This is a genomic window from Corynebacterium sp. 212_CJEI (assembly GCF_001055915.1).
Taxonomy (GTDB): Bacteria; Actinomycetota; Actinomycetes; order Mycobacteriales; family Mycobacteriaceae; genus Corynebacterium; species Corynebacterium jeikeium_D.
In genome coordinates, this window is record NZ_JVPT01000015.1 from 15564 (window position 1) to 32086 (window position 16523).

General features: G+C 58.6%; 14 protein-coding genes. 6 read left to right on the forward strand and 8 right to left on the reverse strand.

From position 1 onward, the window contains the following. Nucleotides 1–58 precede the first annotated feature (58 nt). Nucleotides 59–946 (forward strand): fructose bisphosphate aldolase, encoded by an 888-nt coding sequence (locus ADB02_RS01425; protein ID WP_038626781.1) that lies wholly within the window; start codon nucleotides 59–61, stop codon nucleotides 944–946. Nucleotides 947–1042: 96 nt separating this feature from the next. Here ADB02_RS01425 and ADB02_RS01430 read toward each other — a convergent pair whose 3' ends face one another. Together ADB02_RS01430 and ADB02_RS01435 are read right to left on the reverse strand one after the other, a co-directional pair. Next, nucleotides 1043–1660 carry a trimeric intracellular cation channel family protein gene (locus tag ADB02_RS01430; protein ID WP_016421558.1) on the reverse strand — a complete coding sequence of 206 codons (618 nt, stop codon included), beginning with the start codon at nucleotides 1658–1660 and terminating at the stop codon, nucleotides 1043–1045. Between the two features lie 99 nt (nucleotides 1661–1759). Further along, entirely contained in the window at nucleotides 1760–2608 is an 849-nt protein-coding gene (locus tag ADB02_RS01435; RefSeq protein ID WP_049171725.1) for a nitrilase-related carbon-nitrogen hydrolase, read from the reverse strand. A gap of 143 nt (nucleotides 2609–2751) precedes the next feature. On the opposite strand from ADB02_RS01435, the gene ADB02_RS01440 reads away from it, so the two are divergent. Together ADB02_RS01440 and ADB02_RS01445 are read left to right on the forward strand one after the other, a co-directional pair. Continuing rightward, entirely contained in the window at nucleotides 2752–3069 is a 318-nt protein-coding gene (locus ADB02_RS01440) for a hypothetical protein (protein ID WP_049189443.1), read from the forward strand. Beyond that, nucleotides 3057–4619, forward strand: coding sequence for an alpha/beta hydrolase (locus tag ADB02_RS01445; protein ID WP_049189444.1), 1563 nt, complete (start codon nucleotides 3057–3059; stop codon nucleotides 4617–4619). The genes ADB02_RS01440 and ADB02_RS01445 overlap by 13 nt, the downstream gene beginning before the upstream one ends. A gap of 108 nt (nucleotides 4620–4727) precedes the next feature. Here the strand turns inward: ADB02_RS01445 and ADB02_RS01450 are convergent, their stop codons facing one another. Genes ADB02_RS01450 through dnaK form a run of 4 tightly spaced genes read right to left on the reverse strand, consistent with a single transcriptional unit; the run spans nucleotide 4728 to nucleotide 8826 of the window. Then, nucleotides 4728–5138 (reverse strand): heat shock protein transcriptional repressor HspR, encoded by a 411-nt coding sequence (locus ADB02_RS01450; RefSeq protein ID WP_016421562.1) that lies wholly within the window; start codon nucleotides 5136–5138, stop codon nucleotides 4728–4730. After that, nucleotides 5138–6334, reverse strand: a complete 1197-nt coding sequence (dnaJ, locus tag ADB02_RS01455; RefSeq protein ID WP_005511752.1) for a molecular chaperone DnaJ — start codon at nucleotides 6332–6334, stop codon at nucleotides 5138–5140. Before dnaJ ends, ADB02_RS01450 begins: the two co-directional genes overlap by 1 nt. A gap of 60 nt (nucleotides 6335–6394) precedes the next feature. Continuing rightward, nucleotides 6395–6982, reverse strand: coding sequence for a nucleotide exchange factor GrpE (gene grpE, locus ADB02_RS01460; protein ID WP_016421563.1), 588 nt, complete (start codon nucleotides 6980–6982; stop codon nucleotides 6395–6397). Nucleotides 6983–6984: 2 nt separating this feature from the next. Beyond that, nucleotides 6985–8826, reverse strand: a complete 1842-nt coding sequence (gene dnaK / locus ADB02_RS01465) for a molecular chaperone DnaK (RefSeq protein WP_048734453.1) — start codon at nucleotides 8824–8826, stop codon at nucleotides 6985–6987. Between the two features lie 518 nt (nucleotides 8827–9344). On the opposite strand from dnaK, the gene ADB02_RS01470 reads away from it, so the two are divergent. Then, nucleotides 9345–10076 (forward strand): YcnI family protein, encoded by a 732-nt coding sequence (locus ADB02_RS01470; RefSeq protein WP_049171733.1) that lies wholly within the window; start codon nucleotides 9345–9347, stop codon nucleotides 10074–10076. A 277-nt stretch (nucleotides 10077–10353) separates the two neighbouring features. Here ADB02_RS01470 and ADB02_RS01475 read toward each other — a convergent pair whose 3' ends face one another. Then, entirely contained in the window at nucleotides 10354–11118 is a 765-nt protein-coding gene (locus tag ADB02_RS01475; RefSeq protein ID WP_049171735.1) for a cyclase family protein, read from the reverse strand. Nucleotides 11119–11364: 246 nt separating this feature from the next. On the opposite strand from ADB02_RS01475, the gene ADB02_RS01480 reads away from it, so the two are divergent. Next, complete coding sequence (locus tag ADB02_RS01480; RefSeq protein WP_049189445.1) at nucleotides 11365–12141, forward strand: enoyl-CoA hydratase; 777 nt, start codon at nucleotides 11365–11367, stop codon at nucleotides 12139–12141. A 6-nt stretch (nucleotides 12142–12147) separates the two neighbouring features. On the opposite strand, the gene ADB02_RS01485 is transcribed toward ADB02_RS01480, so the two are convergent. Beyond that, nucleotides 12148–12756, reverse strand: coding sequence for a YdcF family protein (locus ADB02_RS01485; RefSeq protein WP_049189446.1), 609 nt, complete (start codon nucleotides 12754–12756; stop codon nucleotides 12148–12150). 788 nt (nucleotides 12757–13544) lie between these two features. Between ADB02_RS01485 and ADB02_RS01490 the strand changes: the two genes are divergently transcribed. Next, nucleotides 13545–16523, forward strand: a 2979-nt coding sequence (locus tag ADB02_RS01490) for a (Fe-S)-binding protein (RefSeq protein ID WP_049189447.1), incomplete at its 3' end; no start/stop codon positions are given.

Consider the following 16523-nt stretch of genomic DNA (forward strand, 5'->3'; position numbering starts at 1 on the left):
CATACTGTTTTGGTTACCCTGGTAGGTGACATTCCTTCATTCTCACGAAAGGACTCGAATGAACATCGAGCAGGCACGTCAGATGACTGAGGGCAAAGGCTTCATCGCCGCTCTCGACCAGTCCGGTGGATCTACCCCGAAGGCTCTGCGCCTGTACGGCATCAACGAGGATCAGTACTCGAACGAAGATGAAATGTTCGACCTGGTTCACGAGATGCGTACCCGCATCATCACTTCCCCGTCCTTCAACTCTGAGCAGATTATTGGCGCGATTCTCTTCGAGCAGACAATGGATCGCGACATCGAGGGAATCCCGACCGCTCAGTACCTGTGGGAAAAGAAGGGCATCGTCCCGTTCCTGAAGACCGACAAGGGCCTGGCAGACAAGGAAAACGGCGTTCAGCTTATGAAGCCGTGCCCGGGCCTGGATGAGCTGCTGGAGCGCGCTGTCGCTAAGGGCATCTTCGGCACCAAGATGCGTTCCTTCATTGCTGAGGCAAACGAAGAGGGCATCAAGGCCAACATTGCTCAGCAGTTCGAGTTCGGCAAGCAGGTTCTGTCCCACGGTCTGGTTCCGATCCTGGAGCCGGAGGTCGACATCAACGCTGCTGACAAGGCAGAGGCTGAGGACATTGTCCTGCGCGAGCTGCTCGCTGGCCTGGATGACCTGGCTGATGACCAGAAGGTCATGATCAAGGTTTCCATCCCAACCAAGGATGACCTGTACAAGCCGCTGATTGAGCACCCGAAGGTCATGCGCGTTGTCGCCCTGTCCGGTGGCTACGAGCGCGAGGACGCCAACGAGCGCCTGTCCCGCAACCACGGCATGATTGCTTCCTTCTCCCGTGCACTGTCTGAGGGCCTGTCCGCTCAGCAGTCCGACGAAGAGTTCAACGCAACTATGGCTGAGTCCGTCAAGGGCATCTACGAGGCTTCGATTTCCTAATCGTCCGCGCTGTGCATCTGCGCTTGTGCGCACCTCTAGGTAGTCGCTAGCGCAATTAAAAACTCCCGCACCAAGAAAACCTGGTGCGGGAGTTATTTAATCGCGCCCCTGATAGTCAAATACCGGCAGCGACCAGCCACGCCAAAGCGCCGCTAGTCGAATGAACAGTGCGGACAGCACCGCACAGATGATGTTGATGTTCTCGTGCAGGCCAACCATGTCGAGCACGTAGTAAAGCGTCGCCGCGACGACTGCGATGGAGGCATAGAGCTCCTTTTGAAACACCAGCGGGACGCGGTCACACATCAGGTCGCGGAGCACACCTCCAAACGCACCGGTAAGAACGGCGCCGACAATAGCGATGATGACGCCGTGCCCCATTTCCATGGCCACGCGGGCACCAATGATGGAAAACGCCGACAAACCGATTGCGTCAGCGACCAAGAACACGACCCGGAAGTGCTTCATCAGGAAGTCGGCCAACAGCACCGTGATCAGTGCTGCACCGACAATAACCAGCAAATATTGTGGGCTTGCAACCCACACCAACGGATAGTGACCGAGAATGACATCGCGCAGGGTACCGCCGCCGATAGCAGTCATGCACGCAATTGTTGAAACTCCAAAGAGATCCATGCGCATTCGACCGGCCGCTAGTGCGCCGGTGACGCCTTCGGCCGTAATTCCGATGACCCAGAGGATGTGGAGCAGCATGATAAGAAATATAAAGGACTTCGCCCGAATCGGTAGAACTATAGGCTAATATCCCGCAATCTTCGCCCCCTCGACTCGGCCCGCTTCATTGCTTCCCGGCTAGCCCTGATCGCGAATTTCCAGCACCGGAATCGAGCGACGAATCCGCTCCACCTCCGCTATATCCACATCGGCCACAAGCAACTGCGGGCCGTAGCCCGCCGAGGCAATAACTCCGCCGTCCGCATTGACCAACATGGAATGCCCCGCGCCGGTCGGCCCCTCATCCTTCCCCGCGGCCTTCGCCCCACCAGGCCGGGCCGCATCGACTGCCGCAATCACACAAGTGCTATCCAGTGCGCGTGCCGACACCAGCGTCTGCCACTGCCTTACCTTGCCCGGGCCATCATTCCACGATGCAGGCAGCGCGATGACCTCTGCGCCCAGGTTGGCCAGTTGAATGAATTGCTCCGGGAACCTGATGTCAAAGCATGTCGCAAGACCGAGGGCGACCGACGATCCGTCGGCAAGCGGGACATCACAGACCACGTGCGCGTTGCCCGGCGCGACAGTATCCGATTCGCGAAACCCAAAAGCGTCGAAGAGGTGGAGTTTGTCGTAGAACTCGACACCGGGGCCGTCCTCATCACGCCAAGCCAGAAGCAGCGAATTGAAGACGCGGTGCATCGTCTTACCGTCGCGCTCCACTTCATCTGCCGGCCGGAACATGCCGACCACCACGCTGATTCCGGCATCGTGAGCGGCCTGCGAGACCTCCGCTACGAACCTATCGCTGCTGGACTCCGCCACGACATCCAGGCGACCGGAATTGAACGCCTTCATCGTGGCTTCGGGGAAAACCACCAAATCGGCGTTGTCCTGTGCTGCCCGCGCGATAGTCACCTTCACCGCGTTCAGATTCTCTTCAACCGACGCTGACAATTCCAACTGAGCCAGTGCAATACGCATGCCTAAATGTTACCGACTACCCCGGATTGACCGCCCTGAAGTTATCCACAGCGCGGCTTCCTGCGTTGCTTCCGCTCAGAGTTATCCACAGTTCGCTGAAGATGGTCTTCCGCTGCCTTACTCCACCCAGCAGAATCAAAAACATGGCCGAACACATCACAGTCAACCCAGCTCAACTATCCGCCTTAAGTCGTTCCTACCAGCAGATTTCCACTCGTATTGATGCTCTTTCCACCATCGTCGCAGCTGCCCCAGGAAGCGCCGGGCTCACCTCTGCCCTGCCCGGTTCACGGATTGTCCCCGCGGTCTCCACTACTTGTGGGAAGTGGTCGGAATCATTGCTTGCCGCGTGCACAAACATCGACGTTATTGCGCAGGCTGCCGATGCCCTCGCTGTCAGCGCTCTCGCGCACGAGCATGACCAGTCCGCCGCCTTGGAAAAGCTGTCATGGTCACGGTAGGCGAAGCGCTGCTGTGGCGTGTGGATTCGCTGGAGACGCTTGCCCGGGCACTGCGTTCCGGGGCGCGCGCCCTCGCCGATTCCGCCGACAGTTCCCAGGCCGCACTCAACGCGCTTTCAGAGGATGACTTCGCCGGCGACAACCGCAGCGCCGCCGAGGTTTCTGTCACCCACAGCTCCACGCGTCTGCGCCGAAGCAGCGTCGCGCTCGAACGTCTCGCCGCCTGCTGCAGCGACACCGCCGCCATGCTTAACGACGTCATCCGCGAACTTACCGCCGCGGTAAACCAGGCAACCAACCTGGGGTTTCAGGTGAACCTGGTTTCTGGTGCGGTGACTCCGCCGGAGGGCATGCTGTCTGCGATTGCGCGCAGCCTCGTTCATCCCAAAATTCCTGCCGGGCCTTTCACCATGGCCGAATGGCGTGCAACCTCGCAGCTTCGGATTCAGTCGGCCTTGGCTGAACTCAACCGACTCGATGAGAAGGCGGCGGGCGCAATCTCAGCTCTTTCACCACTGGTGGCAAGCGAAGTTAGCGGCTCGGGTAGATTGCAGCCATCACAGGCTGGCAGTGGTACTGGCAACCCTGCTGACAGAGGGCTTGACGGTGGTTGGGACTTGGAAGTTGGGAGCGGATTGACTGGGGCGTATTCGAGTAGACCGCTATCGGAGATAGACGCTGCCATGTCCGCTCGCGCCCGGGCTTTGGGGCTGCCTCCTGGACAACTATTGGAGTCCTCGCCTGGACATTCTGCGATTGCGTTCGGTGACGTTGAGCGAGCATCGACTGTGATTACTCTCGTCCCCGGCACCAGCTCTAGCGCGGAGGATGCTAGCAGGCAGTTCGAGCGCGTAGCCGCGACCTTCCACGCCGCCGGTGAAGATCCGGAGGATGTGGCGGTGGTGTTGTTTTCCTATGACGCGCCGCCCGACCTCCGTGAGGCCATACGCACCGAGTATCACAATTTTGCCGCTGAGCGGCTGCAGCATTTGCAAGCTGGTTTGATTGAACGTTCCGGTGGTGTCGATAGTGGTGACACTGCGATTGCCGGTGGCATTACTAGCCACGGCACGTCTTCTACTCAGCGGCACGTTGTTGCCGGCTATAGCTATGGGGCGACGGTGGTCTCGCAGGCTTCCCTTGGTAGTGGCCTCTACGCGGATAGGGTGCTGCTCATAGCTCCGCCAGGTGTTGGCCCCGGACTGGAGCGCGCAAACGACATGAAACTACTCAAGCCGGACGGCACAGTCCGACCCGAAGATGAAAATAGCCACCGTGTGGCAGTGGCGACGTCCCCGATGGACCCCATTCGTATTCCTGCCGAACTGGGGATTCATGGGAAAAACCCAGCGGATAAGGATTTCGGCGCGTACGCACTCAACCTGAGTGAGCGTGGCCTGTCCATGCGAGACTTGGCCGAATTCATGGTCACTCCCGTGCAGGATATTCCTCAAAAGTATCGGCACATCCAGGGCAACCCACACATCGAACACTACTTTGACGACGAAGTTTTCACCCGCGAGGCCAACCGGTGGCTAACTGACAGCTGACCGGTCTCTCAGATCAGCGGTTGCGAATCCACGGCCCAAATTAACAAGCCAAAAGAAAACGGACTAACCAGGCGACGCTGGTTAGTCCGTTCACTCAGCCGTGTGGGATTACCTTTCCCCACCGCGGTTGTCTTTGTGCCGGCGTCGTGTGCGCGGCTCCCACATCACCACTGCCGTAGAGCGTGGGACGTGAACCAGTTCGCCTCGCGAACGACGAGCCTGTGCCTTTGCTTGATAGAGCTGCTCTCGCAGTTCTGCATTTTCCTGCTCAAGCGAATCCACCCGCTCAGTCAGGTCGATGATGGCCTTAATACCGGCCAGGTTGACGCCGTCTTCCTGACTCAGACGCTGAATCTCACGCAGCAGCGCCACATCGCGTTTGGTGTAGCGCCGACCTCCGCCGGAGGTTCGCTGCGGAGTTACCAACCCGAGTCGGTCATAATTGCGCAGCGTCTGCGCATGCATGCCCGCGAGATTCGCGGCTACGGATATGACATAGACCTCAGTGTTGTCGGACATTATTTCGCACCTGCCCAACCCTCACGAGGATTGAACCCGCTGGCACGTTCCGCTTCGACGTAGGAGCGCAATGCCGAAGTGGCATTGTCGTCCAAATTGGTCGGCACCTTCACACGCACGGTTACCAGCAGGTCACCCGGAGTGCCATTGCGCTTCGGGATTCCTCGACCGCGCACACGCAGTGTTCGGCCATCGGCTGTGCCAGCCGGGACACGCACGCGAATCTTGTCACCCAACGTCGGCACGGTAATGGTGCCGCCGAGTGCGAGCTCGCCGAAGCTCACGGGCACCGTGACCTCAAGGTCGTTGCCGCTGCGGGTGAAGACTTCATCCGGGCGAACATGAACGGTGACAAAGAGGTCACCGGCCGGACGTCCCCGCAGTCCCGCTTCACCTTGGCCCGCAAGACGGACCTTCTGGCCGTCCACCACACCTGCGGGGACGCGAACGGTGATGGTACGACGGCGGGTGGTCACACCGGTGCCGTTACACTGCGAGCAAGGGTTCTCGATACGAGTGCCCTGGCCACCACAGTCCGCACACGGACTGGAGAAGCCGAAGGCCCCCTTTTGCTCCTTGACATATCCCGAACCATGACAGGTGGTACACGTCACCGGTGAGGTTCCCGGCGCTGCACCCGAACCATTGCAGTTCGTGCATGGCGACGGGTTGGTGAGCTGCAGCGGGATGGTGACACCTTGGGCAGCCTCGCGGAAATCGAGCGTAATCTCTGTCTCCACATCCGCACCACGGCGGGCCTTCTGCCGCCCGGCAGCACCAGCGCCACCATTGCGGTTTACGAAGCCGCCCAGGAAATCACCTAGGCCACCTGCACCACCAGCATTGCCACCGAATCCGGCACCTCCGCCGAAGAGATCCGACACGTCGAAGTCGAATCCACGTGCACCGGCAGCACCGGCTCCGCCGGCACCTGCGGCACCGGGGAATCGGAAACCACCTGCGAGAGCTGCACGCAGCTCATCGTATTCGCGGCGCTTGTCCTCGTCACCGACCACCGAGTATGCCTCGGAGATTCGCTTGAACTTATCTTCAGCGGCCTTGTTACCCGGGTTCTTGTCCGGGTGGTTCTCCCGGGCTAACTTGCGGTAGGCCTTTTTAATCTCGTCGAGTGACGCAGACTTAGAGACGCCCAAGTCAGCGTAATAGTCCTTATCTGCCCATTCCCGTTGAGTCATGGTGCATCTCCTCCTTTCAGAAAAACTAATTCAAAGAAATCTGCGTCACTTGTGTCTCCGCTACTGCGGATCGCCGATGATTACCATCGCCGTACGAATGACACGGTCATTAATTCGGTAGCCCTTGCGCAGCACATTGGCTAGAACCTTGTCATCCCCTTCAGAGAGATCCTGGACAGCCTCGTGGATGTCCGGGTTGAACTCCTCTCCTGCGGCACCAAATTCCTCAACACCCTGTGCGGTCAGCACGCCACGGAATTTATCCGCGAAAGCCTTCAGCGGCGTGCCGTCTGCCAAGTCGCCGTGCTCTTCAGCCCGGTCGAGGTCATCAGCCAAAACCAGCAGTTCTCCAGCCAGCTTTGCCTTCGCCTGTACGCGCTCGGCTTCACGGTCTCGGTCAACTCGACGACGGTAGTTTGCGAACTCCGCCGACAGGCGCTGCAGGTCCTCCGTGCGCTCATCCAACTCACGCTGGATGGCTGCAACTGGGTCTGCAGCTTCCTCCGCGGCGGTGTCGCCGGCGGCACCTTCGGTCGCCGGCTCCACGTCGTCGTCAAGCTTGGCCTGCTCGAAGACCTCGTTGACCTGATCGGCCAGGTTGGCCGGCTCCTCCGGGGTGGGCTGGTTTCCCTGATCCTGGTCAGTCATTCTTACTTGTCCTTCTCGTCCTCGTCGACGACCTCAGCGTCAACGACGTTGTCGTCAGCGTCAGCGGCCTCAGCACCCTCGGCTGCGGTTGCACCCTCAGCTGCCTGAGCCTCGTAGATAGCCTTACCCATCTCCTGGCTCTCGGTGGACAGCTTCTCGACGGCGGACTTGATGGCCTCGATGTCGGAGCCCTTCAGAGCCTCGTCGACTTCCTTGGCGGCCTCTTCAACGCGGTCGCGGATGTCCTGGGAAACCTTGTCCTCGTTCTCCGATGCGAACTTGCGGGTCTGGTAAGCCATGGACTCAGCCGAGTTGCGGACTTCCTGCTCCTCGCGGCGCTTCTTGTCCTCGTCAGCGTGCTTCTCAGCGTCCTTGATCATCTGGTCGATCTCCTCCTTGGAGAGGCCGGAGCCGTCCTGGATGGTGATCGTGTTTTCCTTACCAGTGCCCTTGTCCTTAGCGGTGACGTGGACAATGCCGTTGGCGTCGATGTCGAAGGTGACCTCAATCTGCGGGACACCACGCGGTGCCGGAGCGATACCGCCCAGCTCGAAAGAGCCCAGCAGCTTGTTAGCTGCAGCCATCTCACGCTCGCCCTGGAAGACCTGAATCTGAACGCTCGGCTGGTTGTCTTCAGCAGTGGTGAAGGTCTCCGAACGCTTGGTCGGGATAGTGGTGTTGCGTTCGATCAGCTTGGTCATGACACCGCCCTTGGTCTCAATACCCAGCGACAGCGGGGTGACGTCGAGCAGCAGCACGTCCTTGACCTCACCGCGCAGAACGCCAGCCTGCAGAGCAGCACCAACTGCGACAACCTCGTCCGGGTTAACGCCCTTGTTCGGCTCACGACCACCGGTCAGTTCCTTGACCAGCTCGGAGACTGCCGGCATACGGGTGGAACCACCGACCAGCACGACGTGGTCAATGTCGGAAACCGAAACATCAGCGTCAGCAATGACCTGCTGGAACGGCTTACGAGTGCGGTCAAGCAAATCAGAGGTGATGCGCTGGAACTCAGTACGGGACAGGGTCTCGTCCAGGAACAGCGGGTTCTTGTCAGCATCAACGGTGATGTACGGCAGGTTGATAGATGCCTGCTGCGAGGAGGACAGCTCAATCTTGGCCTTCTCAGCAGCCTCACGCAGACGCTGCAGAGCCATCTTGTCCTTGGTCAGGTCAATGCCGTTGCTGGACTGGAACTTCTCAACCAACCAGTCAACGATGCGCTGATCCCAGTCATCGCCACCGAGCTTGTTGTCACCAGCAGTTGCGCGAACCTCAACAACACCGTCGCCGATCTCCAGCAGGGAGACGTCGAAGGTACCGCCACCGAGGTCGAAGACCAGAATGGTCTGCTCCTTGTCGGACTTCTCCAGACCGTAAGCAAGTGCAGCAGCAGTCGGCTCATTGACAATGCGCAGGACGTTCAGGCCAGCAATCTGACCCGCTTCCTTGGTTGCCTGACGCTCAGCGTCGTTGAAGTAAGCCGGAACGGTAATAACCGCATCAGTGACGTCGTCACCCAGGTAAGACTCAGCGTCGCGCTTCAGCTTCATCAGCGTACGAGCGGAAATCTCCTGCGGAGTGTACTTCTTGTCATCAATCTCGATGCTCCAGTCAGTACCCATGTGGCGCTTGACCGAACGAATAGTGCGATCAACGTTAGTGACAGCCTGGTTCTTAGCGGACTGGCCAACCAGGACCTCACCATTCTTTGCAAATGCAACCACCGACGGAGTGGTGCGCGAACCCTCAGCGTTCGCAATCACCTGAGCCTCGCCGCCCTCGAGGACGGAGACACAGGAGTTCGTCGTACCCAAGTCAATACCAACAGCGCGTCCCATGATGAACACCTTTCTAGAAGAGTAAAAGAATTGCCCTTAAGTCTTACGCGCTCAAGTCTGCATTGCCGTAGAAAATCTGTCAAGCAAACTTGAGTGTGTCCGACTCAATGTTTGTCATGCTATGCAACGGACTATGGGACAAAGTTATTCCAACCCGACTCAACTTTTCTAAAAAAACCGTCATCACCGCAGGTCACCGCGATAAAAGATTTTTACAAGACTATGCTCTAAAGCCACTCACGGTAGCCGACAGCGCAATTTTCTATACAGAATCCTGCCTCTGGACTCCAGGGGGACAAAGAATTTCCTAGCACTAGCCCTGGGAACTTTCCTGCACAGCGAACCGACTAATCCCCTGACGTGTTTTGCAGCCACCGGCTCATCAACAGGCCATGCCCTTGTTACCCCATGGCCTGACACCGAATCAGCTCTGGCGGCTCCACTAATACATGTCTAAATTCTCCCCATTTACGGGGCGATTGAGCCAAGAATTCATCCCACTTATTTAGGAGTTTTTCGTGCCTCAGAATGCACAGCGACACCATTTCCCCTTTTTCCGTGGGCTCGCAGTAGCGTCGGCAAGCGCCGCACTAACCCTCGCCTTCCCTGCCATTGCATCCGCACATGTGCATGCAACCCCGTCGTCTGCCCCGATTGGCGGCTACGCGGATCTGGCTTTCGGGGTCGGCCATGGCTGCGACGGTTCGCCGACGACGAAGGTCGAGTTCACCATCCCGGAGGAGTTCGAAAAGGTTACGCCGAACGTGAACGCGAACTGGGATGTCACCAAGGAGTCGACCGGCTCTGGCAAGAATGAAAAGGTGCAGAAGGTCATCTACACCGCAAAGACTCCACTGCCGTCGGACCTGAAGGATTCTCTGACGCTCAGCGTGAAGGTGGCTGATGACGCAAAGCCGTCGACAGTTGAGGTGCCGACGCTGCAAACCTGTGAAAAGGGTTCGATGAACTGGGCTGAAAAGGACCACGATAGTGACTACCCGGTTCCAACTGTGGAGCTGATTGAGAAGTCGGAAGACAATGAACATAGCCACGGCCACGACCACAGCCACAACCATGGCACCAGCGAGACAAACCACGGCGATAGCCGCTCAGACGACGTGGAGCATTCCGCAGCTGCTACCAGCGAGGATTCGAGCAGCACGCTTGGCGGCTGGGGCCTGGGGCTCGGCCTCGTGGGCGCGCTGACCGGTATTGCCGCATTGGTAGTTTCACTGCGTAAGCGAGGTTAAGACCACAGGCGGATTGCCACTCGGGAATCCGCCTTCACCGCGGCACTGCCGCCCATGCCTTCACAGAGCTCACCCCATGCGAGCACATAGAGCCGGCCGATCTTGACAATGCACGCCGGAGGATAATCCGTGCTGTCGGCTCGTCGTTTCGGTCGACGCAGTGAACGGACAATGCAAAGCTCTCAAACAATGACGGCTGAATCACGCATCTAGGCTCGGATTGAGTTAGGCGAAGCTTTATGGCGTATTCGAAAACCGTTCGAAGGCAGTGGGAGGATTACACTGGCAAAACAGCAAAAACTCGAGCTGGGAACCCCGTCCCATCCTTTGGCTTCGGCCAGGAGGCAACCACGAGAGCCCCCGTTTCCGGCACCTGGTCGAGCCCAGCCAGAAGTTCAATCTGCCATCGGTCACGCCCTAATAGATAGAGTTCCGTCGGCAAGCTGCCACCATGAGCCACGATGCCGGGGTCCGTATCAGTGGTCTCGTGCCCAATCGCCACAACGCCACGGTTGTCTATCAACCATTCGACAACCTCAACGTTCCATCCTGGGTAGTGAGTCACGCCCTCTTCATCCGCATTGGCCATTGCCTCAGCGTCAGGCCACCGCTTTGACCAGTCACTGCGAAATGCGACAAATGCACCGCCCGGAATCAAACCATTGCGTTCCTCCCACGCCTCGACATCAGCAATCGAAGGGGAGAAATCATTATCCCGAGCGACTTCAGCAGTGAAATCTAGGACGACCAAAGGCAGGATCATCTGCTCGACGCCAATATTGTCAAGAGTTCTCGTCTCTTGGACGAAATGCACAGGCGGATCCACATGCGTACCCCACTGGCCAACAAACTGATACTGGTCGATTTCAAATCCATGCTCAGCAACGGTGAAAAGCCGTGTTCGCTGTTCGTCGGGAAGCGCAGGGAATTTCGGCTGACCGGCGTGAAACGCGTGAGTCAAGTCAACATAGGTGTGGTTTTCCCGAAGCTTGCGAGCAATGTCCCATAGTTCGTGCGTGTTTGCGGTGTTCTTGTTCGACATAAAGCGAAGTATATAGACAAAGCTGTCTAGTTAGCCAATATGGCCACCGGCACATCGAGCACTAAAAGACACCAACTCGCCCCACCCTGCACCTATCAGCTCAAACAGCCTGACGACACCCGCTACCGCAGGTACCCTCGCATACAGGAAAGACTTTTCAAGCCGCAGCCACGTTCTTCAGATTTTGGAATTGCGGGCTACATACACAACTTTCACCAAACTCAAGCCATCCCAAAGGAGTATCTAATGACCACCTACGAAAACATCCTTACCGAAACCCGAGGTCGCGTCGGCATTATCACCCTAAACCGCCCGAAGGCACTGAATGCCCTGAACCACAAGACCATGGAAGAGGTCGGCGCCGCAGCTACCTCCTTCGACCGCGACTCCGGCATCGGCGCGATTATCATTACCGGCTCCGAAAAGGCCTTCGCCGCAGGTGCGGATATCAAGGAGATGGCGGAGAAGTCCGGCACCGAGATGTACGTCTCCGACTGGTTCGCACGTTGGGACGTTCTAACTTCCGTCCGCACTCCAGTTATCGCCGCCGTCAATGGCTATGCCCTGGGCGGTGGCTGCGAGGTCGCTATGATGGCGGACTTCATCATCGCTGGCGCTAAGGCCAAGTTCGGTCAGCCTGAAGTCAACCTCGGTATCTCTCCGGGCATGGGCGGCTCGCAGCGTCTCACCCGCGCAATCGGCAAGGCTAAGGCAATGGAGATGTGCCTCACCGGCCGCATGATGGGTGCCGAGGAAGCTGAGTGCGCAGGTCTGGTCGCCCGCGTCGTCGAGCCGGACGCGCTTCTCGACGAGGCCCTGAAAGTCGCCGACACCATTGCGTCGAAGTCTCTGGTTGCCACTACCCTGATTAAGGAACAGATCAACCAGGCCTACGAAATGACGCTGTCGCAGGGACTGCTCTTTGAGCGTCGCACCTTCCACTCCCTGTTCTCCTCCAATGACCAGAAGGAAGGCATGGCCGCTTTCACTGAAAAGCGCGAGGCAAACTTCACCAATTCCTAGAAACTGCTAGTTCACAGTCGACGGGACTGCCAGCCACAGAGCCGAGTTGTCGGCGGCAGCATAGGTGTCTCGTGCACGCGGTGTGTGCGTTGGAGAAGTCACAATGACAGCAGCACGAACGCCACGGGCTCCCGATCCTGCAAGGTATGCAGTGCCTGCCGCGTTTTCAACGGTGGAGTCTGAGTTTGTTTCCATCGTGATTCGTCGCTTCCACACTCCCATAGATGCAAGCGCATCACGCATGTACTCAGCCTCAGTCTGGCAGCCCGGCCGAGTACGACCACCCGTGACGACGACCGGGTTAAGCGGATGACGCAGCGCCAGCGAACGTGCAGTTTCCAATCGGGACGTCAACACAGCAGGAGCACTGCAGTCGGGATTGAGACGGGCCCCGAGCACAATAATCGGCACCTGAGGATCAAGTAACGCAGTCTCCGCAGCTGCACGTCCGACCGGGGAAACCACCACTGGAGTCGCAAGCGAGCTATTGAACGCCTTGACTGCGACTGCACTGACCGGATTGGCGTTTGCCACTGCGCCCGAGCCAAAGACCGCACTCGCAGTAAGAATAAGGCCAGCTCCAGCCATAGCGATTGCACGGAAAGATCGCGCCATTAAAGTCCCTCTCAAGAAAAGTGGCACGGAAAAATCCATACCCCACATGCCATTTAGAATCAGGCGGATAAATCCGCAGTATCACGCCGCTAATACTAGGCGCTACACAAAATGGCGCCTACATAAGAATTACGCGGGGGTGGCCAGGCACTCTCTTCGCCACCAAAATAGCACGCCGCCTACCAGGTAAATTGCGGACGTAGAGGCTTTTAAATCCACTTGGGATTCATAAAAGTGAGTTACATTTAATGACTTTTTCGTTAACTGCCAGCAAATCCCGGGATCCAATAGCAAATTATCCACCAAAACACAGGTACAGAAGTCACTATTGTTATTTAAGTTAAGGATGTAACGCATGTGAATAGATGTCCGCTTCAGTCAATCTTCAAAAATCAACACGCCACCGAACATCTTCTCCACCTCGCAACACAGCCCCACCCCTGCACTCCAGCACTACCCCCACAATGCGTCCGCAAAACATCGAATCGACAACACTCGACAACTACATACACGCAACTCCGCCGCCACTTCCGCCTACAAATGCGTGACGACGAAAGTGCCGCGCGCCGTCGTCAAGCGAAGGCGTCAACCCCCTCGAACCCCTCTCGAATAAAACAACGATTTTTTTGCGTAATTCGTCAAATAACCGCTGGTTACACCGTGTATCGATGAATTCAGCACTATTTTGCACATTAGTTAGGTAAGCGTCCGCGGCTCGTGATAGAACTCACAAGAGAACTATTTTCACTCAGCCATCACCCTGGCTGAGCCAGCCTAGAAGGAACATTATGAGCGTGCTCAACCTCGCCGCGGCGACGGCTGACACGGCGATTCCGGAATCTACCGGATTCACCGTCGCAGTCGGCGTTATTGGCGTCCTGTTGTCCCTGCCCTGCTGGTTCATCTTTATTAAGGGATTCACCCATATGGTGAAGACCATCATGGTGGGCCAAAAGACGTACGGTCACACCGGTGAATGGGGAACCCGTATTTGGACCATGATCCGAGAGATCGTCGGTCACACCAAGATGGCCAAGAAGCCCGGCGTTGCTGTGGCTCACTGGTTCGTCATGGTGGGCTTCCTCCTCGGTTCCCTAGTGTGGTTCGAGGCGTACATTCAGACCTTCTGGCCAGCCGGTGGTTGGCCAATCCTCAGGAATCTGACCGCCTGGCACTTCATCGACGAACTGCTCGGCCTGGGCACCACCCTGGGCATCCTGGCACTGATTCTCGTCCGCCAGACCAACCTGGGCAAGGAGCGTCTGAGCCGCTTCTACGGATCCAACGCCAAGGCTGCCTACTTCGTTGAGGCCGTCGTCCTCATCGAGGGCCTGGGCATGATGTTCGTCAAGGCTGCCAAGCTGGCTACCTACGGCGACCACGGTCACACTGGCGCCGAGGTCTGGACCTGGGCGAACTTCGTCACCGGTGGTATCGCACAGATTCTGCCGGCCTCCGAAGTCATGGTGTCCATCTTCGCGCTGATTAAGCTGCTGTCCGGTATGGTCTGGCTCTTCGTTGTTGGCCGCAACCTAACTTGGGGTGTCGCATGGCACCGCTTCCTGGCGTTCGCCAACATCCTGCTCAAGCGCAACGCTGACGGCTACAACGCCCTCGCTGGGGCTAAGCCGATGACCTCTAACGGCGAAATCCTGAACCTGGAAGAGGCTGACCCGGAGGTTGACTCCATGGGCACCGGCGTAGTCACCGACCACTCCTGGAAGGCTCTGCTGGACTTCACCTCCTGCACCGAGTGTGGTCGCTGCCAGGAGCAGTGCCCGGCATGGAACACTTCCAAGCCGCTGTCCCCGAAGCTGCTGGTTAACCAGCTGCGTGACCACGCTTACGCTTCTGCCCCGTACCTGTTGGCTGGCGAGACCATCGAAACCGCTCGCGAGGGCGAAGGTGCTGGCGCAGCACTCCTGACCAAGCCGCTGGTTGGCGACGGCGACGAGGGCATCATCGACCAGGACGTTCTGTGGTCCTGCACCAACTGTGGTGCCTGTGTTGAGCAGTGCCCGGTTGACATTGAGCACATCGACCACATCGTTGATATGCGTCGCTACCAGGTCCTGGTGGAGTCGGACTTCCCGACCGAGCTGGCTGGCCTGTTCAAGAACCTTGAGACCAAGGGCAACCCGTGGGGCCAGAACGCTTCCACTCGCGCCGACTGGATCAATGAGGTCCGCAAGGAAGGCGTCGTTGTCCCGATTTGGGGCGAGGATGTCGAGAGCTTCGACGATACCGAGTACCTGTTCTGGGTCGGTTGTGCCGGTGCTTACGACGACAATGCGAAGAAGACCACCAAGGCTGTTGCAGAGATGCTTTACACCGCAGGTGTGAAGTACGCTGTGCTCTCCCAGGCCGAGGGTTGTACTGGCGACTCCGCTCGCCGTGCTGGTAACGAATTCCTCTTCCAGATGTTGGCTGAGCAGAACATCGAGCAGCTCGACGAGGTCTTCGACGGTGTGCCGCCGAAGCAGCGCAAGATTGTCGTCACCTGTGCGCACTGCTTCAACACCTTCAAGAACGAGTACCCGGAGCTGGGTGGACAGTACGAAGTTGTCCACCACACCCAGCTGCTGAACAAGCTGGTTCGTGCTAACCGCCTGCAGCCGGTTGCTTCGGGTCAGGGCCGCCAGGTCACCTACCACGACCCATGCTTCCTGGGCCGCCACAACAAGGTATTCGAAGCTCCGCGTGAGCTGATTGGCGCGTCCGGCGCCAACCTCGTCGAAATGCCACGTAATAAGAACACCGGCTTCTGCTGTGGTGCTGGTGGCGCTCGCATGTGGATGGAAGAGACCATCGGTCAGCGCATCAACGTAAACCGCACCGAAGAGGCTGTCGGAACCGGCGCTGAGGCAATTGCCATCGGCTGCCCGTTCTGTAAGACGATGATGAACGATGGCGTCAACAACGTCATCGAGGACGACGAGAAGAAGCCGGAGGTCCTGGACATCGCCCAGATGCTCCGCGACTCCGTGAAGGTCGACGGCGAGCTGCCGCAGGCACGCGAACCGGAGTGGATTGAGCAGCCGGAGCGTGGCTGGGTCGATCCAAAGAAGGCTGAAGAGGAAGAGCGTCAGCGCCTCGAGGAAGAGGAAGCTAAGCGCAAGAAGGCTGAGGCTGCCGAGAAGAAGAAGGCAGAGAAGGCTTCCGCTGCCGGCGCTGGTGCCGCAGCTGCTGGTGCTGCTGCAGGCGCTGCTGCCAAGGGTGGTGCTCCGAAGCCGGGTGGTGCTCCGAAGCCGGGTGGTGCCAAGGGCGGCGCACCGACCCCAGGTGGTGCCAAGAAGGGTGCTCCTGCTCCGGGTGGCGCTCCGAAGCCAGGCGGTGCCAAGGCCGGCGCACCGGTTCCAGGTGGTGCAAAGGGCGGCGCCCCGACCCCAGGCGGTGCCAAGAAGGGTGCTCCAGCTCCGGGCGGCGCTCCGAAGCCAGGCGGTGCCAAGGGCGGTGCCCCGGTTCCAGGCGGCGCCAAGAAGGGCGCTCCAGTTCCGGGCGGCGCCAAGGCCGCTAAACCGGCCGCGCAGGCAGAGCCAGCAGCTGCAGAAACCGAAGCTCCGACTGAGGCTCCGAAGGCAACCAAGGGCGCTCCAATCCCGGGTGGCGCACGCAAGGCCAAGCCAGTCGCTAGCACCCCTGCCCCGGCAGCAGAGGAAACCGAAGCTCAGGAGGCTCCTGCTCAGCCAGAGGCAGAGCAGGCTCCGGCGCAACCAGAGGTTACCGAACAGCAGTCGGCGGAAGATGCCACCTCCACCGAGCAGGCC